This is a genomic window from Gimesia fumaroli, assembly GCF_007754425.1.
GTDB lineage: Bacteria > Planctomycetota > Planctomycetia > Planctomycetales > Planctomycetaceae > Gimesia > Gimesia fumaroli.
The window spans coordinates 1,522,601-1,548,729 of sequence record NZ_CP037452.1; the positions used below are offsets into that span (position 1 = coordinate 1,522,601).

Annotated in this window: 21 protein-coding genes; 6 read left to right on the plus strand and 15 right to left on the minus strand. The window is 48.1% G+C overall.

Annotated features, from left to right (window positions below):
* The first annotated feature begins 32 nt into the window (after positions 1–32).
* On the plus strand, positions 33–2,228 hold the full coding sequence (locus tag Enr17x_RS05860; protein ID WP_145306784.1) for a hypothetical protein: 2,196 nt from the start codon (positions 33–35) through the stop codon (positions 2,226–2,228).
* A gap of 1 nt (position 2,229) precedes the next feature.
* The gene (locus Enr17x_RS05865) at positions 2,230–3,384 is read left to right on the plus strand and encodes a hypothetical protein (RefSeq protein WP_145306785.1); all 1,155 of its coding nucleotides are present in this window, start codon (positions 2,230–2,232) and stop codon (positions 3,382–3,384) included.
* 6 nt (positions 3,385–3,390) lie between these two features.
* On the opposite strand, the gene trxA is transcribed toward Enr17x_RS05865, so the two are convergent.
* From trxA to Enr17x_RS05880, 3 genes are read right to left on the minus strand one after another with little or no spacing between them, the layout of a single operon-like run.
* Positions 3,391–4,254, minus strand: coding sequence for a thioredoxin (gene trxA / locus Enr17x_RS05870; protein WP_145306787.1), 864 nt, complete (start codon positions 4,252–4,254; stop codon positions 3,391–3,393).
* Positions 4,255–4,310: 56 nt separating this feature from the next.
* Positions 4,311–4,808, minus strand: coding sequence for a 6-pyruvoyl trahydropterin synthase family protein (locus Enr17x_RS05875; protein WP_145306789.1), 498 nt, complete (start codon positions 4,806–4,808; stop codon positions 4,311–4,313).
* Positions 4,805–5,707 carry a triphosphoribosyl-dephospho-CoA synthase gene (locus Enr17x_RS05880; RefSeq protein ID WP_145306791.1) on the minus strand — a complete coding sequence of 301 codons (903 nt, stop codon included), beginning with the start codon at positions 5,705–5,707 and terminating at the stop codon, positions 4,805–4,807. The genes Enr17x_RS05875 and Enr17x_RS05880 overlap by 4 nt, the downstream gene beginning before the upstream one ends.
* A 164-nt stretch (positions 5,708–5,871) precedes the next feature.
* Between Enr17x_RS05880 and Enr17x_RS05885 the strand changes: the two genes are divergently transcribed.
* Positions 5,872–6,804, plus strand: a complete 933-nt coding sequence (locus Enr17x_RS05885; protein ID WP_145306793.1) for a dihydrodipicolinate synthase family protein — start codon at positions 5,872–5,874, stop codon at positions 6,802–6,804.
* A 29-nt stretch (positions 6,805–6,833) separates the two neighbouring features.
* Here the strand turns inward: Enr17x_RS05885 and fusA are convergent, their stop codons facing one another.
* A complete protein-coding gene (fusA, locus tag Enr17x_RS05890) occupies positions 6,834–8,978 on the minus strand; it encodes an elongation factor G (protein ID WP_145306795.1) in 2,145 nt (714 codons plus the stop codon).
* Positions 8,979–9,398: 420 nt separating this feature from the next.
* A complete protein-coding gene (ppdK, locus tag Enr17x_RS05895; protein ID WP_145306797.1) occupies positions 9,399–12,131 on the minus strand; it encodes a pyruvate, phosphate dikinase in 2,733 nt (910 codons plus the stop codon).
* Positions 12,132–12,759: 628 nt separating this feature from the next.
* Here ppdK and Enr17x_RS05900 point away from each other — a divergent pair.
* Positions 12,760–13,185, plus strand: coding sequence for an FHA domain-containing protein (locus Enr17x_RS05900; protein WP_198000988.1), 426 nt, complete (start codon positions 12,760–12,762; stop codon positions 13,183–13,185).
* An 18-nt stretch (positions 13,186–13,203) separates the two neighbouring features.
* On the opposite strand, the gene Enr17x_RS05905 is transcribed toward Enr17x_RS05900, so the two are convergent.
* Together Enr17x_RS05905 and lpxD are read right to left on the minus strand one after the other, a co-directional pair.
* Positions 13,204–14,094 (minus strand): LpxI family protein, encoded by an 891-nt coding sequence (locus Enr17x_RS05905; protein ID WP_145306799.1) that lies wholly within the window; start codon positions 14,092–14,094, stop codon positions 13,204–13,206.
* A 44-nt stretch (positions 14,095–14,138) separates the two neighbouring features.
* Positions 14,139–15,236: a UDP-3-O-(3-hydroxymyristoyl)glucosamine N-acyltransferase gene (lpxD, locus tag Enr17x_RS05910; protein ID WP_145306801.1), complete on the minus strand. Its 1,098-nt coding sequence runs from the start codon at positions 15,234–15,236 to the stop codon at positions 14,139–14,141.
* A gap of 416 nt (positions 15,237–15,652) precedes the next feature.
* On the opposite strand from lpxD, the gene aroH reads away from it, so the two are divergent.
* Positions 15,653–16,024, plus strand: coding sequence for a chorismate mutase (gene aroH, locus Enr17x_RS05915; RefSeq protein WP_145306803.1), 372 nt, complete (start codon positions 15,653–15,655; stop codon positions 16,022–16,024).
* 8 nt (positions 16,025–16,032) lie between these two features.
* Here the strand turns inward: aroH and Enr17x_RS05920 are convergent, their stop codons facing one another.
* The 7 genes from Enr17x_RS05920 to Enr17x_RS05950 form a co-directional block, all read right to left on the minus strand.
* The gene (locus Enr17x_RS05920; protein ID WP_145306805.1) at positions 16,033–16,884 is read right to left on the minus strand and encodes a hypothetical protein; all 852 of its coding nucleotides are present in this window, start codon (positions 16,882–16,884) and stop codon (positions 16,033–16,035) included.
* A 313-nt stretch (positions 16,885–17,197) separates the two neighbouring features.
* Positions 17,198–18,781, minus strand: coding sequence for a hypothetical protein (locus Enr17x_RS05925; RefSeq protein WP_145306807.1), 1,584 nt, complete (start codon positions 18,779–18,781; stop codon positions 17,198–17,200).
* An 84-nt stretch (positions 18,782–18,865) separates the two neighbouring features.
* A complete protein-coding gene (locus Enr17x_RS05930; RefSeq protein WP_145306809.1) occupies positions 18,866–19,606 on the minus strand; it encodes a PP2C family protein-serine/threonine phosphatase in 741 nt (246 codons plus the stop codon).
* A gap of 166 nt (positions 19,607–19,772) precedes the next feature.
* On the minus strand, positions 19,773–20,504 hold the full coding sequence (locus Enr17x_RS05935; protein WP_145306811.1) for a PIG-L family deacetylase: 732 nt from the start codon (positions 20,502–20,504) through the stop codon (positions 19,773–19,775).
* Between the two features lie 380 nt (positions 20,505–20,884).
* Positions 20,885–21,598, minus strand: coding sequence for a PTS sugar transporter subunit IIA (locus Enr17x_RS05940; protein ID WP_145306813.1), 714 nt, complete (start codon positions 21,596–21,598; stop codon positions 20,885–20,887).
* A 289-nt stretch (positions 21,599–21,887) separates the two neighbouring features.
* Positions 21,888–22,775, minus strand: a complete 888-nt coding sequence (locus Enr17x_RS05945; protein WP_145306815.1) for a sugar phosphate isomerase/epimerase family protein — start codon at positions 22,773–22,775, stop codon at positions 21,888–21,890.
* 589 nt (positions 22,776–23,364) lie between these two features.
* Complete coding sequence (locus Enr17x_RS05950; protein WP_145306817.1) at positions 23,365–24,423, minus strand: DUF3500 domain-containing protein; 1,059 nt, start codon at positions 24,421–24,423, stop codon at positions 23,365–23,367.
* A 425-nt stretch (positions 24,424–24,848) separates the two neighbouring features.
* Between Enr17x_RS05950 and Enr17x_RS05955 the strand changes: the two genes are divergently transcribed.
* Entirely contained in the window at positions 24,849–25,631 is a 783-nt protein-coding gene (locus Enr17x_RS05955) for a 3-keto-disaccharide hydrolase (protein ID WP_145306818.1), read from the plus strand.
* 44 nt (positions 25,632–25,675) lie between these two features.
* On the opposite strand, the gene Enr17x_RS05960 is transcribed toward Enr17x_RS05955, so the two are convergent.
* Positions 25,676–26,113 carry a universal stress protein gene (locus Enr17x_RS05960; RefSeq protein WP_145306819.1) on the minus strand — a complete coding sequence of 146 codons (438 nt, stop codon included), beginning with the start codon at positions 26,111–26,113 and terminating at the stop codon, positions 25,676–25,678.
* Between the last annotated feature and the right edge of the window lie 16 nt (positions 26,114–26,129).

Sequence of the window (26,129 nt, forward strand, 5' to 3'; positions counted from 1 at the left end):
TCTGAACGAAGTGAAACATTGCGGTTTGATTCATGAGCAGACAAGGTCGCGAAGCACGTTCGGTATCGCTATTTCCATTCTTAGCGGTTCTCATTTGTGCTATGGGAGCCTTGATTTTCCTGTTGGTAGTTACCACACGCCGCATTCGCCATCAAGCCATCATGGAGGTCCAAAGAGTCGTTGTAGATGAAATTGTCGAAGACGATCTCTATCCCCCAGTTCTGTTTGCTGCTGAGGTGATCGAGCCCGAACCTGCTGCACCAGTCGTCACCAAATTTCAGGAACCCGAACCTGTTCCGGAGCCAGAGCCGAAAGTCATTAACCTGACATTGGAAAAAGAAGCACGGTTAAATGCATTGAATCGAGAGAAAGCAAAAAAACTCGCTATCTTGAAAGCACAGAATCAGAAATTGTTCCGTTTAAAAAATGAGCTGACTCAATCAGAAGCCATCTTGAATCAGAGTAAACAACAGATTCAATCGCTTCAGGAAAAAGATGCTGAGCTCAGTCAGAAAATGGTTCAGTTGAAAGATCAGAAATTGCGCGTGGCGGAACTGCTTCAGGAAGAATTGCGAACTTTACAGCAGAAAAAACAGTCGCATCAAACGGCCCGCAGTAAATATTCTATCATCACCTATGATGGCCAGACAGGTACAGCCAAACGACCGATTTTAATTGAATGTACAGACAAAGGGCTGACCTTTCTACCGGAAGGGATCACATTAACCCCGGATGATCTCAAGGAGTTTACACCAGGTTACAATCCGCTTTTAGCGGGGACACAGGCCTTGTTTCAATACTGGAAATCAAAAGATGGACGCACCGATCAGGAGCCTTATGTTTTAATTCTGGTCCGTCCGAGTGGAAGTGTGGGGTATTATGTTGCGCGAAAACTATTGAATAATCTGGATCTTGATTCCGGTTATGAATTGATTGATGCCGACTGGGACTTTGAGTTGCCTGAAAAGGATTCGAATGCAGAGCAGGTTTGTCAGTCTGCCATCGATCGCGTCTTAAGGGAACGGAAAAATCTGGTTTCGCAACTCCGGCAAAACAGCCAGCCGGGACCGGGGGGACGTCGATTACAGTTTGATGCGCGGACAGGAATGGTGCGCGTGATCGAGCCTGAAGAAGGGACTGGTACGGGAACAGGGGCATCCCGCGGTTCGGGGCAGCTGGCAACAAAAAAGACGGGGAACGCTTCCAACGGTTCTCGTTTCAGTGATGTCTTAACCCCTCGTCAGCAAATGGCGCGGGCAGAGCATTTGAGAAGTGTTGCCAATCAAAAGCATATTGTTTCCAATTCGGGGACTGGTAATAGCGGAAACAACGAGTCGCAACAATACGGGCCAGGGGCAGGCACTAGGGCAGAACAGTCACAACAACGAGCGACAGGACTGAAAAGTCTCCCTGGCAGTCGGCAAGGGGCAGAAGTTTATGATCTGGCAGATTTGAAAGAACCAAAAGGCTGGAGTGGGGGGCAGGATGCGAATTTAAAACGGGCCAAAGTGATCGGCCGTGATCAACTCAAGGAACTGGCAAAACAACATCTGGTGCCTCTGGATGCAGCTCAGGGGAAGCAGTTAACTGATTCGCGCGATCCACGTGGGATGGGAAAAGAGGAAAATGGAACGTCTCCGGCTTCCTCTCAAAAACGAATGGTCGAAAATCCTTTCCTGAAAAAAGGAACGCAATCTGGGACCAGCCAGCCGGATCAACAGTCTCAGAATGCAACATCCCAACCTCGTCTGGAACGGATTCCTCCCGGGAGATCGGCTTCCGGAGCAGGGAATGCCAGTACGTTATCACTCAACCGCAGAAAACGCTCCGGCGCTTCCTCCACCATTGATTCCTCTGATAGCAGTCGGTGGCAGCCTGCACAATCCCGATCGGGAATTGGCTTTGAACGAGAAATTTCCGTTCAGGTTGACGCAGAGCAAATTCTAGTCGGAGGTAAAAAGGTTGTTCGAGTCGATCAGGGAGTGACTCAGGAACAGTTATTACAGTCGATGATCGTGGTAATGGATCAATACGTCGAATCTTGGGGGCCTGCTCCCAAAGGATTTTACTGGGTTCCCACGATTCAGTTCACCATTAGCCCTGGTGGCAATCAGTATTACGAACGGTTGAAATCATCAGCTCAAAAAATGGGACTGCAGACAGAGGCAAAATACACGTTGGATCCTTTGCCAGTCTCTTCCTTACCTTCGTCTGGAAAGGAGCAGTAACATGAGCCGTCGCACATCGCAGGGAGAAGCCGGCTTTGGTTCGGATTCGTTTCTGGATATCGTTGCCAACATCGTTGGGATTCTGATTATTTTGATCGTGATTGCCGGCGTCCGTATGAGTCAGGCTCCTGTCACCGTGGCAGAAAATCAGCCAGCAAGCCCGTCTCAACCAGAAGTGATCGACGCCGATCTAGAGGCATTCCTTCCGAATATTGAGCCAGAGCCACCTTTACAGGAACCGCCTGCTCTGATCTTGTCACAGCAGGAAACGAAACGGCTGGAACCTCAAAAACCGAAGGTCATTTACCAGCATCCCTCACCAGAATTATTGAGTGAATTGCAGAAGCTCGAAGCAGAGCTGATCCGCCTTGATCAGGCGATGCAGAATCGGAAAATCGGAACGCAGGAATTATTACTGCAAAAACAGGCGGTGAATGGTGAAGTTCAGACCATCGTCTCTCAAATTACTCAGAAAAGTGATCACTTGGAGCAGGACTATCAACAATTGCTGGGGCTGGTCAAAGAGACTCAGGAAACCAAAAAAGAGTTAGAGCGAGTTGTCGCTCAGGCTCGAAAGGTTTCCGCGCCTAAGGAACAGGTAAAACAGCTGAAGCATCGTTTAACTCCAGTCAGTCAACTGGTAACCGACAAAGAATGGCACTTTCTGCTGTCAGAGAACCGTGTCTCTTATGTGCCCATCAACGAGCTGCTGGCTGATTTGAAGGATCAGGTAATGAAACGGGGGAGCTGGCTTGCCAAGTATCGGGAGCATCATGGCAAAGTCGGTCCGATTCGTGGTTATATGATGAATTATGTGGTCGAACGCCAGGCGCTCTCGGCCATTGATCAGCTTAGAAATGGCGGTAGCGGCGGATTCCGAGTGGGTGTGACCAAATGGGAAATTGATCAGAATGAAGACGTCAGTGGAGAAGACCTTGAAACAGCACTCCAGATTCAGTCCCAGTTTTATCGAGCGCTAACAGATATCGGGTCCGGCTCCACTCTCACGTTTTGGGTCTACCCTGACAGTTTCGAACTGTATCGCAGCTTGCAGAAACATGCGCATTCTCTGGGATATCAGGTTGCCGGACGTCCGTTGCCCTTTGGTGTTCCCATTGCAGGCTCTCCTGCAGGAACCAGATCCGCCGGACAATAAAGGTGATTAATACAGCAAGGTTGCCAGCTTTCTGCGATATGTACTCGTCAGAGTGGATTGAGGACCTAGCAGATCAAAGATACGAAGCATCGTCGCTTTGGCTTCGACCCCGGCTCCCGCTTTGTCCTGTTCGATCATCGACAAACAAATCTCAAGTGCTTCCTCGTGTTTGTTTGAAACAGCCAGTGCATCGGCTAATGCGATTTTCAGAGCAGGGTTCCCCGGATCGGCATCCAGAGCGGCTCGTGCCGTTTCGACTCCTCCGGCTTCTTCGGCCGCTGCCTGTAATTCCAGATGCGATTTGAGCTGTTCTGCCTCTGGTTCCAGAAATCCCCGTTTTTCCAGTTCCTGAATAATCTGGGAACATTCGTCAAATCGGGATAGCTTGGCCAGGACGGCTGCCATCCGTAATTTAATCATATCATTTTGAGGGTCCAGATCTGCTGCTTCACGGTACTTGGCTTCAGCCGAGGTTGGATCTGACTCTTCCAGAATTTGTCCTTCCTGAAGCAGCATATCGACGGGGGAAGGAACGAGTCGCGTAATCCACTCGCGCAGCGATTCTTCCGGCAAGATACCCTGGAAGTGATCAACGGGTTGGCCGTTCAAGAAAGCAACCACTGTAGGAATGGACTGCACTTGGAATGCAGCTGCTAACCCTTGTTGTTCATCAATATTGATTTTGGCCAGACGAATTTTTCCCTGAAATTCTTCGACCATTTTTTCCAGCAGAGGAGCCAACTGCTGACAGGGACCACACCAGGGAGCCCAGAAATCAATCACAATCGGTGTCTGTTCCGATTGCTTAATCACTTCTGTTTCAAAGTTTTCTTCAGTGATGTCTATGATCCATGCAGAGTTTGCTGGCATGAGTGAATTCCTTGGCAGTGAAGCCGGTTTGTATTGTTATTTGAAAAGTTTCAAGGTTAGGAGACTCTTAACTGGCAGATGGCCCATTGCCCGAAGTTTTCTTCCACTTCAATCTGTACGAGATCGATCTGGCTGGACTCACGCGATCCTATCACAGTCAGCAGTTGCTGGCCAATCCAATGCGCTATTAATTCAGCGGTCGTATTTGCGACAGGCAGCAATATACAATCTTCTCTGGGGAAAACCCAGCGTCGGTCTTCAAATGTTGCCTGGACTTCGTTGTTCTCTTCGATGACCTGAATCATGGGGTGTTGTGTGGGGAGTAAGACGCGGTGATCCAGCGCGTTCACGGTTTTTTGTAATTGATCTCTTAAAGCGATAAAATCAAACACATAACCGTTTTCATCTAATGGTCCTGACAATTCAGCAGCGACCCGCCAGTTATGTCCGTGCAGTCGTTCGCAAATAGTGCCATTGAATGTAATAAAGTGTGCCGCGCTGAAGACCAGATGATCTTTGGTGACGCGTACTTTATATTGGGGGGCTTGATTCATTGTTGGTATTCGTTTTTCAAATCAGGTTTCAACTTCGAAGGAATCTGTCTGGTTATTGTATCGAGCTCCGGCGTTGGAATAAAACCATCCCGCAGCGCAACAAACAAAGCTGCCACAATCAAGTCGGCAGTGGTACCGGGATTGCGCTGATTGCCGTTCTGGCGCAACCACGCATCGAATTGTGAGAGGCTCGCTGTGTAGTCCTCAGCCTCTAATACGGCTCTCGCACGTGCAGCAGATTCCGCTGCTTCCTCCAGACCACATTTACGTGCGATCAGGGTATCCGGAAACTCTGACATCAGCCGAAGTTGTAAGCGAATGACTGCTTTTTCCCAGTCGGCATCTTGGTTCCAGAACTCTTGCAGGGCTGGTATAGACGATTCCAGTGTGATGCGAAATGCATGGGTGTATTCACTGGCGACTGAGTCACGGTCTGCAGCCAGGCACATGACGTTGCGGAGTGTACCCGTTGGTTCCGTCGCGACATCTTCCGATTCGGTTTTCCCCAGGCCTCCCGGTTTGGCAATCCGGATTGCTTCATAAACTTCTCTGGCGTCCTGAACGGTCAGTTGATCCAGCATCGAGTCAATTCCGGCGGCGATTGTTTGTTCGCAGGGGATCGCTACCAGCGGCGCTAGTAGAAGCACCATGCCGAGATTCGAATTACTGGGAATGACTTGCTGGGTTTCGCTGATGCATTCCCTGATGGTGGTGCCAATCTTGTCTGGAGTCGTGTGAGCCAGAATCGGGGCAATCACTGCGGCTGATTTTACAAAATCTACATAGGTTAAGTCAGGAAATGATGCTTCTGGGTGTACGTTTCCCGGCTTTCTGGCGGTTGCTTCCATCAGACAGGCGAGGTAGATCCAGTATTCAAGTTTTTGATTATTTTGACTCATGTGACTCGATTTGATTGATGGTCTGCAGGAAACTGCGTACAACAGTATGTAAAGAGTCTTAAATATTCTGCTGTGCTTCTGTCGGGAGTTTTAATTTTGCAGGATGGTCTCGGAGAAATGAAGTCTCCGGCAACTTGATCTGCCCAGGTAACAGGAATTGATTTATGAGCCCTTCCATCGAGCGACAACAACTGCAAACCGTTCATATTGTGCCTCTGACTGCATTCAATGAGAATGATCAACTGAATCTGGATGCACAGGCGGCGCATACAGCCAAATTGTATGAAGCCGGGATGCGTGTTTATCTGCCGGGAGCTGGTACGAGTGAATTCCATAGCCTGAGACCGGACGAGATAGTGAAACTGGTAAAGGTAACCCGCGAGGTCACAGGACCGGATACGTTGATTTTTGCTCCCATCGGATATCAGGTGGGCATCGCCCGTCAGACTGCCGTTGAATGCATGGAAGCAGGGGCAACGGGAATTATGTTTATGCCGTTCGCACATCCTTATATGAGTGATCGGGGGGCGGAAGAATACTATCTAAGTGTGATGGACGCCGCTGATTGCCCGACTCTGTTCTACAAAAAAGCGGAGATTCCCAGTGATGCATTATTATTGGAATTAGCCTCTGACAGGCGGTCGGTCGGAGTGAAATATTCAGTGAACCAGATGCATCAGTTTCGGACAACGGTAAGTGCAGACAAGCATGGCCTGGAGTGGATCTGTGGTTCGGCAGAACGCTTTGCCCCCTATTATATGCTGGCAGGGTCTGGTGGATTTACCAGTGGCGCAGGAAACGTCTGCCCGCATTTGTCGCTGGCGATGCATGCTGCTTTTGCATCTGGCGCCCATGCAGAAGGGATGCGGATTCAACACCAGATTCTGCCGATTGAAGACTACCGGGCCAGAGCAGGTGACAGTTTTAATATCAGCATGTTAAAGTATGCGATCAGTTTAACGGGGGCCAATTTTGGTCCTCCGCGACCACCACAGCGGACCCTGACTTCCGAACAGGAAGCAGAGATTCGTGAGTTAATGGAGCCAATTCTGGAAACCGAAGCTGAGTTGGCGCAACAAAAAAGCCCCGTTTCGTAAAACGGGGCTTTTTTGCTTTTCTTGTTGAACTAGGCAGTTGCCATTCGTTCTTCTTTTTCTTTCAGGCGGCGGGCCACCACTTCTTCCTGAATATTGCGGGGCACCTGGGCGTAGCGGGAGAATTCCATGCTGAACCCACCTTTACCCTGTGTCATCGAACGCAGTTCGTTGGCATAGTCAAACATGCTTGCCAGCGGAACTTCTGCGATAAAGATACTGGTTCCCATTCGGGTTTCTGAGGTATTGATCACACCACGTTTTTGTGCAATATGACCGGAAACAGGCCCCTGATATTCTTCAGGCACTTCGACTTCCAGTTTCATGATGGGTTCCAGTAAGGCCATGTTGGCTTTCTTCAGTGCATCTCGCATACAGTTGAATCCAGCAACATTGAAGGCCATTTCCGAAGAGTCAACATCATGGTAGCTACCATCGGAGAGGGTTGCTTTAACGCCGACAACTTCGCACTCACAGAGAGGTCCTTTAACCAGAGCTCGTTGGAAACCTTTGTCAACAGCTGGAATGTATTCGCGAGGAATGCGTCCCTGGCTGATGTTATTCACGAATTCATACGTTTCGCTATCGTTCTCAACAGGCATTGGTTCAATATTACCAACCACGTGAGCGTATTGACCGGAACCACCAGTCTGCTTTTTATGCTTGTGATTGTATTCCACGGGGATGGTCGGTGTTTCACGATAAGCAACACGCGGTTCACCCACAATACATTCCACTTTGTATTCACGCTTGATACGCTCGATGTAAACATCGAGGTGTAGCTGACCCATTCCTGCGATGATGGTCTGATTGGTTTCTTCATCTGTCATCACATGGAAGGTGGGGTCTTCACGGTTGAAGCGTTGGATGGCTTTGGCTAGACGGTCGGCACCATCCCGGTCGAGTGGTTCGATCGAAAGACGAATCACAGGTTCGGGAACAAAGATGCTTTCCAGTGCATAGTTCACACCATCGCTACAGAAGGTATCACCAGAGGCACATTCCATTCCAACGGCAGCAATGATGTCACCGGCTTCACCGCAATCGACGTCTTCGCGGCTGTCAGCGTGCATACGTACCAATCGACCGAAGCGGGTGGAGTTCCCGGTTCGAGTATTGACGTAGCTTTGGCCTTTTTCGATCTTACCCTGATAGATACGCATATAAGTCAATTGGCCGAATGTTTCATCGACGATTTTAAATGCCATTGCGACCAGTGGTTTGTCTGAAGAGTGAGACAGTTCCGTGCGGAATGATTCACTATCGGTATTTTCTGCACCCTCTTTGATTGCCTGTTGTTGTGCATCCAGATCGATGGCAGAGATTCCCCGGTCAAGCGGACTCGGCAGGAACCGGACAACGGCGTCGAGCAGAGTCTGGACCCCTTTATTTTTGAAAGCCGTCCCCATCATCACGGGGGTGATTTCATGGGACAGTGTGGCGTCGCGAATGACTTTGTAGATCTCTTCGACAGGAACATCTGCTTCTTCCAGTAAAGCCACCATCAGGTCGTCGCTGAACATGGAAAGTGTTTCCAGCATCGCGGCACGTGCTTCTTCAGCAGTGGCTTTGAACTGTTCCGGGATTTCGCCAAAGACTTCATCTTCGCCTTGCTCACCTTCGTAAGTAACAGCCTGCATAGTGACCAGATCGACGACACCTTCGAATTGGGCACCTTCACCCATTGGAATCTGCAGTGGCAGAGGCACAACATGCAGTTTCTCTTCGATCTGTTTGATGACGCTGGCGGAATCAGCACCGGTTCGGTCCATCTTGTTGATGAATGCGATACGGGGAACGCCATAGCGTTTCATTTGACGGTCTACAGTGAGTGACTGACTCTGAACACCACCGACAGAGCAAAGCACCAGAACGGCACCATCGAGTACGCGTAAACTACGTTCGACTTCTACTGTGAAGTCAACGTGGCCTGGCGTATCAATAATGTTGATGGTCGTGTCTTTCCAGGTGACCTGAGTTGCGGCCGAGGCGATCGTAATACCTCGTTCGCGTTCCAGATCCATACTATCCATCGTAGCGCCACCATCGCCGCCCCGAACTTCACGTACTTTGTGAATACGTCCTGAGTAATACAGAACCCGCTCGGTAAGTGTAGTTTTACCAGAGTCGATATGAGCCGAAATTCCAATGTTTCGATACTTGTCCAGATTTTTCATGGCTTTGATGCACGTTTACTAAGGATAATATGTTATGGATACAAAACGGACGGCAACGTACCGACCTTGTTAAAGCGCTCTATTCTTTTCGGAACTTTTTGAGAAGAAACACTCAAGCTTTCACAGGGAGGTAGGCCCTGCAAAATCGCATCACGCTACTGTTGTGATGGCTGACCCGGCAGGTTAATAAACAAGGGATCACTGACATTTCGCAAGTAGACAATCTGAGCGTCAGGTGTGAGCGTAGAATCTTATCGTTGTATCGTCTTGGGGGGAAGAGGGTTTTTGGTTAAATTCCGAAAACTCATTGATTAATTACGTATTCATTTTAAACAAAACAGTTTGATATTGAAAGTAAAAAGAAACAGGGAGAGACCCTGGTAAGTCTCTCCCTGTTTTAAGTCTCTACTATAAAAAGCCTTATGCATTCTCTTCGAGAACCGCTTGAGCAGCAGACAATCGTGCAATTGGCACGCGGAAGGGAGAGCAACTCACGTAATCCAGTCCTAGTTCGTGGCAGAAGATCACGCTGGCAGGATCACCGCCATGTTCACCGCAAATACCGATTTTGAGTTCGGAACGGGTACCACGTCCACGTTCGACACCTGTCTGCATGAGACGTCCTACCCCATCCTGATCGATGGTCTGGAAAGGATCGGAAGGAATGATGTCGTTTTCGCGGTAATGCCCAATGAATGTACCGTAGTCGTCGCGACTCATTCCGAGTGTCGTCTGAGTTAAGTCATTGGTACCGAAGCTGAAGAACTCAGCAGTTTCGGCAATCTGATCAGCACAGATCGCAGCACGGGGAAGTTCCACCATGGTGCCGACCAGGTAATTGACTTTCACGCCTTTCTCTTCGAGCACTTTTTCTGCTTCGTCACGAATGATCTTTGCCTGGTTGTCAAATTCTGTTTTGAATCCGGCCAGAGGAACCATGATTTCAGGAAAGACATCGATGCCTTCATTTTGAACGTCACAGGCGGCTTCCATGATGGCACGTGCCTGCATCGCGGTGATTTCGGGATAGACAATCCCCAGACGACAGCCACGGTGACCAAGCATTGGGTTCAACTCGTGCAGTTCTTCGACACGACGACGAATAAAATCAACGGATACGCCCAGTTCATTGGCCAGTTCCTCACCCAGTGTCGGGTTTTCTTCCAGATGACGATCTGAAAGGAACTCGTGCAATGGTGGGTCTAACAGACGAATCGTTACTGGCAGGCCATTCATGGCGCGGAAGATTCCTGAGAAGTCTTCCCGTTGGAACGGCAGCAGTTTGTTAACGGCTTTTGTTCGTGATTCGACATCACCGGCGGCAATCATTTCGCGAATTTCTGCCAGATGATGGAAGAACATGTGCTCGGTTCGACAAAGTCCGATTCCTTCTGCACCGAATGAAATCGCCTCGGCAGCCTGGTCTGGCTGGTCGGCATTTGTACGAACTTTCAATTTGCGGATATCATCAACCCAGCTCATCAGCTGCTCATAGCGCTGATAGGTTTCTGAATCTTCTGGTTTCATGGTTTTTGAAATCAGCACTTCCACAATTTCACTTGGTTTCGTTTCCACTTTACCGGCGAAGACTTCTCCAGTGAAACCATCGATACTGATCCAGTCCCCGTTTTTGAGAACTTTGTCACCGGCTGTAATCGTTCCAGCGACCGAGTCAATTTTCAGTTCTGATGCACCGACGATACAGGCTTTACCCATCTGGCGGCTAACGAGTGCAGCGTGTGAGCTGGCACCACCCAGAGCGGTCAGAATACCCTTGGAAACACGCATCCCTCGCAAGTCTTCAGGGCTGGTTTCACGACGAACGAGAACCAGTTCTGCCGAGTTGTCACGGTTGTAAATGGCTTCTGCTTCTTCCGCACTGAAGCAGATGTGTCCGCAGGCAGCACCTGGACCAGCGTTGATCCCCTTGGTGAGTAGATTGCCTTCTTTGGCGGCTTTTTCTTTTTCAGCGGGATCGAAAATTGGCTGCAGCAACTGGTTCAAGTCGTCTGCAGGAATACGGCGTTTGGTAATGGCCTGTTCCTTGCTGACCAGACCTTCGTTGACCATATCGACGGCAATACGAACAGCTGCGAAGCCGGTTCGTTTTGCATTTCGTGTCTGCAGCATCCAGACTTTGCCACGCTGGATGGTGAATTCGATATCCTGTACGTCTTTGTAATGCTGTTCCAGCTTACGACCGATGTCATCGAGCTGCTTGTAGCCATCAGGCATGTCGGTGCTCAAAGTCGATTCGATCTGCTTGGGAGTACGAATCCCGGCAACCACGTCTTCACCCTGAGCGTTGATCAGGTAGTCACCACAGAATCCGGGTTCTCCAGTCGAGCAGTTGCGGGTCAGACCAACGCCGGTGGCACAGTCGTCTCCCAGGTTTCCGTAAACCATTGCCTGTACGTTACAGGCTGTACCCCAGTTGTGAGGAATTCCATAATCTCGGCGATAAACAACAGCACGGTCATTATCCCAGCTGCTGAAGACAGCGCCAATGGCACCCCAGATCTGCTGTTTGGGATCGGTGGGGAAGTCGTTTCCGGTTCCCTCTTTGATCAGTTTTTTGAATTCAGCAACCAGTTCTTTTAACTGTTCGGCATTCAGTTCTGAGTCGTATTGAACTCCAGCTGCTTCCCGCTTGGCTTCCAGGGCGTGTTCAAAGAGATCTTCGTCACCACCTTTCATACCCATAACAACTTCGCCGTACATCTGCACGAAACGACGGTAACTGTCCCAAGCAAATGCTTCATTGCCGGACTGTTTGGCCAATGCCTGGACTGTCGTGTCATTCAGACCGATGTTCAAAACGGTATCCATCATACCGGGCATCGATTCACGTGCCCCTGAACGGCAAGAGACGAGTAGCGGGTTGGTGTCACACCCGAACTTGGCGCCCATGGCTTCTTCGACTTTTGCCAGAGCTTCTTCGACCTGAGCCTCTACACCTTCCGGGTATTCTCCCTTCGTCTTGCTGTAGTGAATACAAACTTCTGTGTTCAAGGTGAAACCGGCAGGTACAGGCAGGCCGATATTGATCATTTCTGCCAGGTTCGCTCCTTTACCCCCGAGGGTATTACGCATTGTGGCGTCGCCATCTGCTTTTCCAGCACCGAAGAAGTACACATACTTTTGACCTGACATACTTAAATCCTCTTAATGTTAATCGATTAGACCTTCGGTTCCTTCACGCAAAGAATCCGGTTGCTAACCAGTACATATCTATTGTTTTGAGAAGCATAATGCTTCCCTGGTAAGATGCGGGGTTGAAGTTCAACCCACTCTCATGCTTATTTTCGGAACTCGCGGCTGTTAGTAAAGAATTTACCAACGGCAGTTTGTCTTCAGGAAGACAGCTTGTTTTTGGCGGTTGATATCCCGTTGACCCGATTTGACTTCGGTTCCAGCAGGATTTATTCAAGCCGATCTATTTCACAGACTACGGCTGAAATCCTGTACGTTAAGCCATCGGTTTGCAGCATATTTACTAGGGACACTACCATTGCTCCGTCTCACCGTCAAGCGACTGGAGGGAATCGAGTTGAAGGGCCTGTCAATTCGGCAAATTCAGCCGTTAACCTGCCCGAAACCGGGGCTAGAAAGCGAGTTTGCTTTGATCTGAATGATTTGGCATGGAAATTAGCTGCAGCTGTGATAACATGACCTGTAAGGGCTCAAAATTCCCGTTGACTTTGCACATCTCACAAAAACACAATAAATATCTTATGAATAATTACTTACGTGTTTTCATGTCTTTTTACGGGCTGCACTCATGATAGCGAGATTGATTCCGGTGAATGGAGGCCAGCCCATTTTAATTACCAGGGATGTCTCTGTTGTCGGTCGAAAATCAGACTTGTGTGATATTCAGATCGATAAGAACAGCATCTCCAAGATTCATTGCGTCATTATCAAAACCGATGGTCTGTTGTTTGTACGCGATCTCTGCAGTACAAATGGGACACGCGTGAATGGCCAGAAAATTACTCGCGGTGCCTTGTTACCAGGGGATGAGCTCTCTCTAGCTTCTATGAAATTTGAGGTCGAATTATCGGGGGACCCCAAAGAAGAAGACGAGGAAGTAGCAGAAGCGAATCAAAGAACAGAAATGCTGACCGCATTTAACCTGGAGCTTGACGTGGAAGAAGAACGTCTCGATTCGGATAGTGGTAGCGAAATGAAACTGGCGTCTGAGTAAACGATTCGATCGTTTTGTTTAACTGGCAAGCTGTAACGTGAGCTCTTCTTCATTTAGTGACACGATAGCGATTCCAAGTTTGTCGGCCAGGTCGGCTACTTCCTGCTGGTCGATCATAATTGTCTGATTACTTTCAATGGCCAAAACGCGGCCTCCTGCTTCATGCATGGTCTGCAGGGTTTTGATACCCACGGTGGGAACGTCGAAGCGGCGGTCCTGTTGTGGTTTGGCTACTTTCACGACGGTGAAACCGCCGCGTTTGCAGAGTTGACCGGCACGCTGAATCGCCCGGTCTGTGCCTTCGATGGCTTCGACTGCGATGACGGCCTTATCATTAATGACAATACTCTGTCCGATATCGAGTTGTCCCATTTGTTTGGCGATATCCCAGCCCATTTTGATGTCTTCCCATTGGGAACGAGTGGGGCGTCTCTTGGTCAGGAATCCATGTTTCACAAGTAACTCCGGGCAATAGTCCAAGGCAGATTCAAAGAAGAGATTGTCACGTTCAAACTCTTTGATCACAGCCAGCAACAGGGTGTCGTCTTTGCGATCTTTTTTCGCGTAGCGATACCACATGTGCAACGTGCGAAGATCCGGTAATAATTTAAAAATTCGAAAGGGGCTGAATAGGACGGTCTTCTCAATCTTGCCAGCCATCACGATCCGATTGACATGTTCGCGCTGAAACAGTTTGATCGCCCTGCCGATACGAGCTAACGGAATCCAGTGGAATGTATCGCAGACGTCTAACAGTTCGTCACTGGCCATTCCAAAGATACCCAGGCAGCAGACAGAATATCCTTGTTGTCGGGCTTGTTCCGCAAACACAATCGGAAAGCGACCCGCTCCGGCTAACAGCCCGATTTGTCGTTTGGAATTCGTGTTGGTCGTTTGCAATGCTTTCATTGATTACTACAGCGTTTCGCTTTCAGAGATAGGGACGAACAGACTCAGGTCAGCGCTGATTTGTCGTTCGTCTGTTGTGTTTGCAGTTCTTCAAACCGTTGGGTCAGTTCCTTGATGTGATTTTCCATTTCACGAATCTGTTTCCGCATTTCTGGAACTTTTCGAATCGACATCACGATTTTTCGTTGTTCTTTTTCAGGAGCGGCAGGGGTGCCGATATGAACTTCTCCCGGGGGGATATCACGATGCACTCCCGCTCGTGCACCCAGTGTTGCCTGATCTCCGACATGCACGTGGTCTGCGATTCCGACCTGACCTGCACAGCGGACATAGTCACCAGTGGTGATCGAACCGGCGAACCCGACTTGTGACGCGAATGCATTGTGTTTTCCAATTTCACAGTTGTGCGCAATCATGACCTGATTATCAATCTTTGTTCCTTCACCGATCACAGTGGCGCCGATCATGCCGCGATCAATGGTTGTGCCTGCGCCGATCTCAACGTCGTCTTCAATTCGCACACTTCCCAGATGAGGGATTTTGCTATAACGTCCCTGCTCAAAACGATAGCCAAAACCATCGCAGCCTAGAACGGCAGAAGCATGAATCAGCGCGCGATTGGCTATTTTGACATCAGGGTATAAAACCACATTGGCGTGAATGGTGACATCATCTCCCAGTACACAGTCATCACCGATATAGGCACCGGGATAAATCCGGCAGTTGTTTCCAATTTGGACTCCGGGACGAATTGTGACCCGGGGGTAGATGTGACAGTTCTCACCGATGGTGACTTGATCACTGATGTCTGCCTGGGGAGAAATTCCCACATCGGGCAGTGATCGCTGGGGACGCAGTTTCTGGAAAATTTTAATAAACGCCGCCTGGGCATCTTCCACAGTCAGAGAAGTAAAAGGAGCTGACTCAAATGCCTTTTGATATGACTCTTCCAGTCGTTTCTCAACAATCACAGCACCGGCATTGCTCGATTTAAGTCGTTTCAGATTGAGCTCATCGCCGACGAAAGTAATGTCATGAGGGCCCGCTTTCAGAACAGATTCAGCGCCATGGATTTCCAGCCTTTGATTGCCTTTGGCAGGGCAATTCAGCTCTTGCGCGATCCACTCAACAGTCGTCGACATCAAGGAGTCCTTTCCGATAGATGCACGTTTTCAAGTTTGATTGTCAGACAGGCAGCTTAAAGAAGAGGAACTCACCTTCCTGGTGGTTTTTGCGATACTGTTCCCCTCTGATTTGCTGATAAGACTGTTTTTTACCTGATAAGGCAAAAGTAACGCAAGACCATTTTTTAAAATAGGTAATGGATCGGTTCTGTTTGCTTTTTATTGTTAAGTAGTAATGACCATTATAGTTAAACTTTGCTGACCTGTTTCGAACAGGGCAGAATTCGGGAATGCAACTGGTGGCAAACAGCCGAAGAATTAGTTACGATGTGATTTTGGCTGATGATAGTCTTTTCTGGTGATGCAGATCGAAATGTCTTGATTTGATTGGATGTTTGGTCTGATAACAATCTTTTAGGTGCATGGTATTTGCAATGTCGGTACGTGGAATTCGTGGTGCAACAACGGTGACTCAGGATGTTTCAGCAGAAGTTTTAGCTGCGACGCGAGAGTTGCTTGAGCAACTTCTTAAAGCAAACCAGATTGAGAATTACGAAGATATCGTTTCCGTTTTCTTTACAACGACCCCCGATTTAGTCTCGGCGTTTCCTGCTGAGGCGGCACGCGATCTTGGTATGAAGTCAGTTCCATTGATTTGTGCTTCCGAAATTGCGGTCAAAGGGGCAATGCCGCGTTGTATTCGGGTGATGATCCATGTAAATTCCGATCAAAAGCAGTCGGAAGTGGTACACGTCTATCTGAATGAGGCACAAAAGCTTCGGCCAGATGTCGCTTCAGCCCAGTGAGAGTAGGGTCAGCGAATTTTCTCTGGTTTGGGATCTGGTTCGTCCGTACCGATAATTGCATTCATTGACGTCCACTCCAGGAGTTCATCAGAATCTTCTGCTTCGTTGATGGTGAAAGGAATCCCACGTTCCTCGAGTGTATCTGAAAGATCACCCAAAGGGTTTTTCAGGAATTCCGGTGGCAGGACTTCTTTCAGTTCGTCCCAATGGCTTTTTACCAGATTGATATTTTCCGGGGGAACCTGGATCAGTTGTTTGACACGGTTGACTCGGGCGATCCACATCGCTTCGTGCAAGGTACGATGCTTCTCTTCGAGAGAAAGTGAAGAAAAAGGCCGTTTGTCCAGCTGCAACTGATGAATAATTTTCTCGCCTTTCTGAATGATTTCTTCCAGATTTTGATCCGGGCGAAGCTGTGTTCGGCTCGCAGCAAGCCCCAGTGCCAGGGTAAAGCTAATGAACTGATCTTTGGACATATCTCTGCGGTGAAGTGCTTTTTTCAAGGTCCGGTTTCGAGTTCCAAAGTGATCACTGATCCGTTGGATGTCCCATAGCTGAGACAGATTATTCTGCTCGCTATTGACCAGATCCTCAATCGGCAGCGATCGAATATGGCTCCAGGCAGGAGCTGGGGCATAAACCGAAGGAAACGTTGGGATTTTGTCTTTTGGTAAAAGCTTGATTACTTTGAGATATTTCTTCAGTTCGCTTTCAGTCACCTTTTCATTAATCTGTTTGAGTTCAGTGTAGTCGAGCGAGTTTTCAGCGCAGCCAACATGAAAGACCAGCATCAGGCAACTCAGGTAGCGGCCGACCGCAGAGAGTCTGATTCGGAATGAGATGCTGTTAAGGATGTTCATTGAAAAAATCCAAAAACCTGTCTGCGAATTCTCTTGAGTTTCGAGTCATGGTGTTGTGACTACATCAAGTATACTGCGCTCTTGTTAGAATCCTGGTCCTTTATCGCGTTTTAGGGGCTTCGGAAGCGAACCATCGATTGTTTCAGGCTGTAACAGATTTATGGTGCGCGCTTTAGTGCTCTATCGACGCATGCGAACAACTCTGCATACCCTGATGTCGGGAATTATGAATATGGGGATTGTATCGAATATCCGGCGATATAACGAACTGGTTGAGAACTTGAGGATTGTGCGTTTGCCAGTTTATGTATGGCTAAATGGAGGGAAAATGAAAACCGGTAATGCGGCTCACCGTCGCAATGCAGACAATCGCCTGAGCGACCAGTGCCACAATCCAGGTTGATTGCTGTTTTAGAAACGAAGGTGGGTGTGATTCGTTCAATGTAGCTTCGACTTGAATCGTTTTCCAGTATGGGATTGTCATGATCAGAAACCAGGGGAGAAAAATCAGCCAGAGTCGTGCCGCTTCACCCATGTTCTTGCCGGACAGCCATAATAGGCAAAGGACAATCACACAAGAGAGAGACAGGTTTGAAAACCCAGGGTGAAATGGCTGGTCTTCTCGATTGGTGCCCGACCATTTTTGGCTGCACAATGATTTTCCTGCCAGCCAGGCAAGAGGCAGTCCCACGGCCAGACTGATTTCGAGCGGATTCACCAGCAGCCATTTCCAATAGCTGCGGGGATACTGCAGATAAAAACCGGCATGGTTCTGCAGGTTATATCGCCAAACCTGAAGCAGGTTAATCTCGTAAAAAATTCCCAGCAGTATTGTGGGAGTTAACAGTCCCAGCAGTCCGCAGACAGACGCTGTCAAAAAGCGTTTCCAGGCGGGGGTGGGCAGGCTGCTGTCATGGCGCAGCTGCCAGGTTTCTAAAACCGAAAATAAAGCAGTGCAGAGAGCGATGGGAAGAAAAGCCAGAGTCAGGCAGAACCCGCTCCAGAGCAAAAAGCCGGACAGCAGATAACAGAGATATGAATTGCGGCGCCAGGCAACGACCCAAAGGTAGAGAAACAGAATTCCGATTACCGAATATAGGGCATCTGATTTCGGTTGAAAGATCAACGTAGCAGGAACCAGCGGCCAGAATGCAGCGACCTGCCAGCTGACTTCGCGTGAACTGAATTCGCGCGATAGCAAAAACAGGGGAATCACTGTCAGCGTTGACATCACCAGCGTAATTAAGGTGGCGAGCCAGAGAACAGCGCTGTCGCGTTCGGTTAATGGGTGTTCCGTTGAGGCAGTGAAATTTGCGATAATTTCCGTTGCTTCCTGAAACGAAGCTGGCTGGGTCTGCAGCAGGATTGACTGTAACTCGGGCGCAGATTCACAAAGTTGGATCAACGTTCGGTAGAATAGTGGTAAGCCGGGTGGGTGGGTGCCTTCATGCAGCACATCCCCTTGTTTCATTTTCTTTTCATAATTTGCCAGGTACTCTTTCAGATCGGGGATACCTTTTTGTGCTTCGGTAAAATAGCCTGAGGAGCCTTTATAAAATAAAACGAAAGGTGCTTTTGTCAGTCGGTATTCTCCCGGGGGGCTGTCCTGTATCAGAAGAGAGAAGATAGTTCCGGATACTGCCAGCCCCGACAGCCAGATAGAAAGTTCAATGCGGTTTGCGTATTTGATGCGTGAGAGGCCCAGCAGAACTGCTAACAGGTAAACGATGACTACAATCGCGGCAACAATCCATCCGGGAATTATTTCAGGTCCTACAAACGGAATACGTTCCCATGTCCATTCTCCGGCAATACCCAAAGGCAGCTGTGTGAACCAGAACAGGCCAATGGTGATGGTGGTTGCAATCAGGAAGGGTAAAAGAGTTTGGAATCGCATTGATCAGCCAGATTGAAAACTGGAAAATAACAGCTTGCGACGCATGGTAAATTTTTGTGGTTCGAAAGGATCCAATATCATGTGTCAATCAATAAATAAAACGATGCAGGTGATATTGTCCTTGGAGCCACCTTCTTGAGCCGCTTTCACAATTTCTTCGGCTGTCTGTTGTGGATCATCAGATTGTCCCAGAAGTTCCTTTAGTTTTTCATCAGAAATACCATCGGTGACTCCATCGGAGCAGAGTATGATCCGATCTTTGGGAGAAGGTTCCAGCTGTCGTGCTTGCGTTCCTGCGCTACCATCTTTGGTACCCAGGTAGCGATAGAGCACATTTTTATAACGATGTGTCAGTGCCTCTTCCTCAGTGATGGTGCCGGCGTCAACCAGCGCCTGGGTAAGAGAGTGATCGGTAGTCAACTGGTGCAGGCTGTTGTTTCTTAACAGATACACGCGACTGTCGCCGACACCTCCAATAAAAAATTTGCCGCCGACCTGAATCGCAAAAACGATTGTTGTTCCCATGCTGCGGCAGTTAGGATCAAGCTCGCCCAGCGCCATGATTTCGACATTCGCATGCGAGACAGCCTCGTCAATGGCAGGGACCACGTTGTCCGTTTGGGAATCTTCAAAGCGAATTAACTCATCCAGTTTTTGGGGAATCAATTCAATCGCGAGCTGGCTGGCTTTTTCACCCGCGCACTGACCTCCCATACCATCTGCAACCAGAAAGTATTTGTTTGCGGGATCAACGTAATAATTGTCCTCATTATTTTCACGGAAATTTCCGGTAATGCTGACTTTGCCGTAACGAATTGCAACCATTAATTAGCCTGTTTTGCGCCGATAATATTTTAAACTGAGGTCGATGTCTCAAACTCCCAATACCAGTTCAACGAACATTTTCTCCATAGCATCATAGCATCTTTTATAGGAGATGGAAATTTTAATAATGCTGTATCTGCTTGTTTTTTCTTGTCTTAGATAAATTTCAGGGGCATACCGTCTGGACCAGATCACGTACTCCCAGCGTGGTAGAACAGATGAAAAGTTCGCCTGCTTCAAAGCCGGCACTGGTTCCCAGAAGTTTGTTCTGACTTTCAACAAGCCGGAAGACCCTGTCTTTTTCAGGAGGAAACTGCGATTCATAAGCGCGAATCGATTCCAATTTTTGCTCTAGTGTATCTGAAATGTCTACCACAAACTGACCGCTGCCCTCCGGGTAATTCAATGATCCAAAGCCGAGGGGAAACCAGACCTGTTTTTTGATCGTGTGCGGCTCGGTATGGTCGAAATGTTCGTTCCATTTTGTCAGACGTGAGTAAAAAACGGCGGCATCAGTAATCTGCATGGCTTGCCAGTGGTCGGGGGAAGCCATCGGAGTTTTTCCGGCAAGTCCCAGAACAACCTGAGGACGATATTTGCGAAAGAGAGAGGCTAATGCAACTCGATTTTCAAAGCTATCGAACAGACGACGATTGGTCAGTTCCAATGTTTTGCGAACATGAATTCCCAGAATGTCTGCTGCATTCCGGGCTTCTTCCAATCGAAATTCAGGCCCTGGGCTCAATGGCGTTGGTTCCCCATCGGTCAAGTCGATGATTCCCACGCGATACCCTTGATGAACGAGTTTTGCCAAGGTCCCTCCACAGGCAATCTCAACATCATCAGGGTGAGCACCAACGGCGATTACGTCAAGTGGTTCGGGAAGTTCTGTATTCATCGGGCCTGTTCTCTACCGCACTCAGGTTTCACTCGTGCGTTTTCAAATATTTGTATGAAATCCTGGTCACTCATTTTTCATAAAACAAAAACCGTCGAATAAAGTATGAATTGATGAGCGCCCGTTTGGGTTCGAAACTGAGCTATGAAAGCCATTCTTTGTGCTGAACCAGCATTCGTCAACAATGGAAACTCGAATATCTTCAGAATCAGTATAATCTGTAGACTTGGGTTACCGGGAAAGCAGAAACTGGTAGTACCCGGGGAAGCTGAACTTAGGTTTAATTACTATTGCGAGAATGTCGAGTTTTCGATCTGATTTGAAATGCGAGACAGGACAGCAGGAAATTCAAGAGCCGAACATTTTGGATCCATGTGCGATCAAGTCTGGCTTTCGGCGATTTTATTTTCTGCTTCAATGATGATTTCGTGGGTCTCGTGAGGAGTTGTCGCTTCACGTAATTGTTCCACAAAATCAGGCAGCTGCAGCATTCGTCCCAGCCTGGCCAGGACGGAAAGGTGAGTTGATGCGTCGGAGCAGATCACTAGAAAAAAAATGTCAGTGAGTCTGCCGTTTTGGGCACCAAAGGGAATTCCAGTCAGGGTGCGTCCATAAGCGATCAGTGGTTCGCCGACCGCGTCGGGAATGGGATTTCGGGGATGGGGAATGGCGACGCCGTTCTCAAACGCGGTCGGATAGGCTTCTTCGCGTTGTTGGAGTGCAGTCAGAACAGTTGCGGGTTCCCAGATTTGCCAGGTTCTTCCGGCAACTTCGATCAGGCTTTCCAGAACAGACCGTTTCGTGCGTGCATTCAGGGGAACCTCAATTAACTCTTCGGGCATTAAGCTACTGATCAGGTGATTTGAGTCGAGCTCTGTGGGGGCATTAGTCTGTTCGACCAGTTCCAGTTCTGAGGTAGTGTAACTACGCATTTCCTCTTCCAGCCAGTGAGTAATTTCTGTTGGATGAAATTGCCATTCGCCTTTGACTTTGCGGCCTGGAATCCGTCCGCGATTCGCCAGCTTTTCAAGCTCGCGGCGATCTCTACCCAGTTGCTTTGATAAATCGTTCAGGCTGAAAGGTTCATGAGCCATGGGAGGTTACCATTACATGGTGAGAAATCGGAGAAAATCAATGTCAGTGAAAAGCCGCGCCAAGGACAGCGATTTACTGAAGTCAGAACACGCTCATCATTTCGTTTCACTGGAAACTGAAATCAGCCAAGACCAAGGGGGTGAAGTAAGTGGATGGTAGACGAGCAGGATAAAATCGTACTCGTATTAAAGTTGATTGATATGGTACCCCAAAAGTACAAAGAGAATCAATCTTGAGCGACTTTTTTCGCGATAGATCTTAGAAAAGGCCGCGGGAAATATGCAGAGCCTAACCGAATTGAGAGGGGGCTTCTGCCTGGCTGGCGAGTTGAAGTTGGGAGAGCAAACTTGAATAGTCGGACTGCCAAATTTGTTCAGACCAGATTTCCAAATCAAAGAAACCCTGATAGCCGGCATCATTGATGGCTTCAATCATGTCATAGCTGGCGAAGGAATCTCGTGAAGTGGTGTTTGAGTCAAAGTTAGAAATTTGAACAGCAGTCACTAGTGAGATTATCTCAGGAAGTAGTTCCTGAATTTTTCCTTCCTGCTGAAGCTGAGCGGGGTCGATTGAAATTCCAACGGCCGGGTGTCCGCATGCGTCGATGATCTCTAAGGAAGAATGCAGAGAGTTGAGAAAAGTCCAGTTTCGGGCAAATGGGACTGGCATAGATTTTAATGCCAGTCTGGTGCCATTTGCTGCTGCGGTATCTCCTAGTTTTTTGAGGGCTTCGATGGTCAGATCCCGTGCATGATTTAAAGTGTGTCCTGCACGGGGACCACTGACAATCTGGATGGCAGTTGCATTGACTTGCCCGCCAAATTGGATCAATTCAATGGCGTCAGCGATCGAGTCATCAAACGAGTATTCATTGCAGCCTGTAAACCCACCAGCGAGAGTAATGGTTGAAACTTTGATCCCCGAATCAATCACTAATTCTGCTGCCTGGTCTGTTTCTAGGTCCAGGATTTTTCGGTTCCAGAGACCAATCGCCGGGATGCCGCCAGCCAGCAGACCGAGCAGACTCTCTTTGAAAGACCAGTGATAGGTTGTGATCTGATTTACGGAAATTCGATCAGACAGAGAAAACGAATGCTCGTTATTTTTTGATTCAACAGTGGAAGATGGAGTAGAGAACGAATTGACTTTACGCTGTGAGAGAAGCTCTTTAGTCACTCGGTCACCTGCTGTCTGGAGAGAAGATCAGGTATATATTTTCAATTAGATTCAGTGGTCTAATTGTCAATAACAATAAATAAAATTCAGGGTGATTTACTCAGGATGTATTTGACTTTACAGATTTAACTTGCGATTTCAAATCTGTGGATGTGTCTATCGAAGTATCATAAGTAATCACAAAAAATTTTCCATAGCAAAAACAGAAAACAACTTTTGCTAAAGACCAATATTGCTTATCTACTCAGAAAGTCAACCGACATCAGTCAACGTTTTAAAGAGTTCAAAAAAACTTTCATGTTGCGTTCTGTATGGAGAAGCTCGATTCGAAAACAAAGCAAGGAAGAACTTTCGTTCGATATTGAAATTGCATGTTCACGTTCAAAAAGCTCAGGAAGGCTTTACTTGCAATGTTGAATCGAAAGCGTTTTTCTTTTGTGGTTTATTAACGCGCGGGGTCTGATGCAGGTCAAGAAATCTTGCAGGTATGAAGTTCATTGTCACTCAAAGGTAACTCACTTGAATCCATAAAAAAGTGGCTCGTCTTTTTGAGCCACTTTTAACAAGGGATCATTGCACAAAACAAAAATCAACTAGTGACAATTTGTGTGTGGGGGTCATCTGAAATATTCACCCAGACGTGCACATGAGGTGCTCCGCGATAGTGCCAGACAAAGGCGGGCCCTTCGAGACGCCAGTTATCCCAGACCTGATCCTTGCCGATATCACCAGACTGGTAGAAGGATATCTTACATTGATCCAAGCCGCCCTGGGCTTTGATGCATTTTCGAACTTCTTTTTGATCGGATGTCCGGAACGGCTCGATAAGTGAGCTGAGAACTTTCTGCATCTCCTGTTTTTGGTCGCGGGTCATGTCAGCAACCTGCAAACCTGTGATCTGGTTGGCCGTTTTTTTGAAATGGACCTTGGTTTCAGAAGGGGCCTGAGGAATCAGAGCAGCTTTGCGCTGTTTCCCATCCAGAATTTTGTAGACATGGTTTGCTTTTAACGCCTGCTCCCAGAATACATTTCCAGGATGGTTGGCTTTTTCATTAAATTCGTCCGCAGCATGTCCGTAAAAAATGGGGCCACCAAAGGCCAGGTGTTCTGCACTGTCTCCATCGCTACGAACCGTTGTGTGACGTCCCGTCATGACGAATTGAAATTGATCGGTTCCCGGCGTTCCAAAAATGGCTATCGATTGGTCTTCTCCATAACCGCCCTGGTCATCCAGAAGTTGCTTGCGAATTTTTTTATGCCAGCTGGGATCAAAGTGACCAAAGAAGATGGCCTCAATGATATCTTTTTGGTCCTTGGTGAAGAAGTCACTGTTAACAATCGGTTCGGTAATATTCCAGTTCGCCCGAACATGCTGACGCAGCAGTCCATGTTTGTCCTTATGGTCCCACCCAAAACAGACTTTTGATTTTTGTTTAGGGGTCAGGCTTTCATACAGTTTTCGAGTGAGTGGTTCCGGAGCTGTTGGCTGCGGTGTTTTTTCTGAGGGCTGTCCTGCCAGTAATCCCGCTGTATTTAAGATTGGAGTTCCTGCGATCGCGGCTCCCACCGTTTTAACGAAATGCCGTCGTGTGACTGGCAGAGAGTCGGGAGTGAGACTTTGCGAGAGAGCGAGCGGATTGAATTGCATGAGAACACCAATCTTTGTTTTAGAGGAGGGTTGGTACTGTTCCGATTTTCAATTAGTTTATCAATCAGTTGGCTTGATCGTCAAATAAAATTTACAGGGATTGATTTGGTGTGTGTGGCAGGGCTGATCTTTTCATCGACAGAAAAATAGTTGGAGTTATTGCTGGTATCTCCCACGCAGTGGTGTTAGTCTGATGTTGTGTTCACTTGTTTCTGGATAGGTCATTTGTGAAATCTAGTGGAACGAATGACGGGCATAATTGAATGTTGATGAGTATGGGTTTAGAATATCTGATTCTCTTACCTACATTTCCATAGTCAGGTTCTTTTAACAGTCAATCTCGGGCAAACAATAGCGTGCTGAATTTTCATCATCGATTTTGGGATAAGTGGAGGCAGGCGTCTGTCTGTTCAAAGCAAAAGCATATGCGAAACCGGTTTTCTTCGCTGCTTCTGATGGGGGGAATTACCTACTTTGTGTTGGGGACAGCCACATTAATGGCGCAGGACGCAAAGGCTCCGCCAAAACAAGATACGGGTGAAAAAGTAGAGAAACCTGCTCCCTCTTCTCGACCATTGCCCGGTCCGGAAAAATTATTGAACGGCGGAAACTTCTGGGATCATTGGAAATATTTCAGCGAAGAAGAGAAAGAAGCAAACCGAAATGTGACTTGGAAGGTTGTCGGCGGTGGCAAGGACCTGCCCAGCATTTTGATTTGTTCCGGAAAACCTTACGGCTATATTCGTACGCAAAAGTCATATGAAAATTTTCGGTTTAGTATGGAGTGGATGTATCCCAACGACCCGAATGCCAACAGCGGAATCCTGCTGTTTACAGCTGAACCCGACAAAGTCTGGCCTAAGGCATTTCAGGTTCAGTTGCATCGACCGGAAGCTGGCTATGTATTTCCGACGCCAGGGAGTGGTGCCAAGTCTGCAAATAAACTCTCGCCGACAAAGCCTTTGGATTTACCAGTCGGGAAGTGGCATAAATGCGTGTTAACGTGCCAGCAGGGGAATATTTCTGTGATGATTAATGGGGTCAAGCTTGGTGAAGTTACCGGCTGTGATCCGAGTAAAGGCGCAATCGCCCTTCAGAGCGAAGGCTCTGAAATTCACTTTCGAAATCTACTGGTGGAAATTTTGTCTCCGGAGCCGGCTGTCGAACAGAAGGAACCTGTCGCGCAACAGAAGCCCGATAAAACCTAGGTTGGAATTTTATTGTCGTGGACTCGTTTCTGTGTTTTCTCAACTCAGCTTTTTGGCTGACGCAAAACGAGGGTCGGGCAGGGAGCATGTCTGAGAACACGTTCTGCAACAGAACCCAGCGCCAGTCTGGTGATTCCTGTATAGCCATGTGATGGGATCACGATTAGATCGATGCCATTATCTTTTGCAAAGTCGGCAATTTTGATCCCGGGGTCGCCAACCAGCGTTTTGAAACCGACGCCTTCAATCTGATATTTTTCAAATTCTTCTTTGGCATATTTTTTGACATGCTCTGTGCGTTTTTCATCGGTCAGCCCTCCAAACAGAACACCCGGTGAAACCAGATCCAGCGGCACCATGACATGCACGACGGTCACGTTTGCTGGAGCTTCTGAAATTTGAATGGCTTTCTTGATGGCTTCGAGTGAGCTCTCAGAGAAATCAACAGGGACAAGGATCTTTTTTCCTGTGAAGTAGCCCATGGTGTTTGCTTTCTTA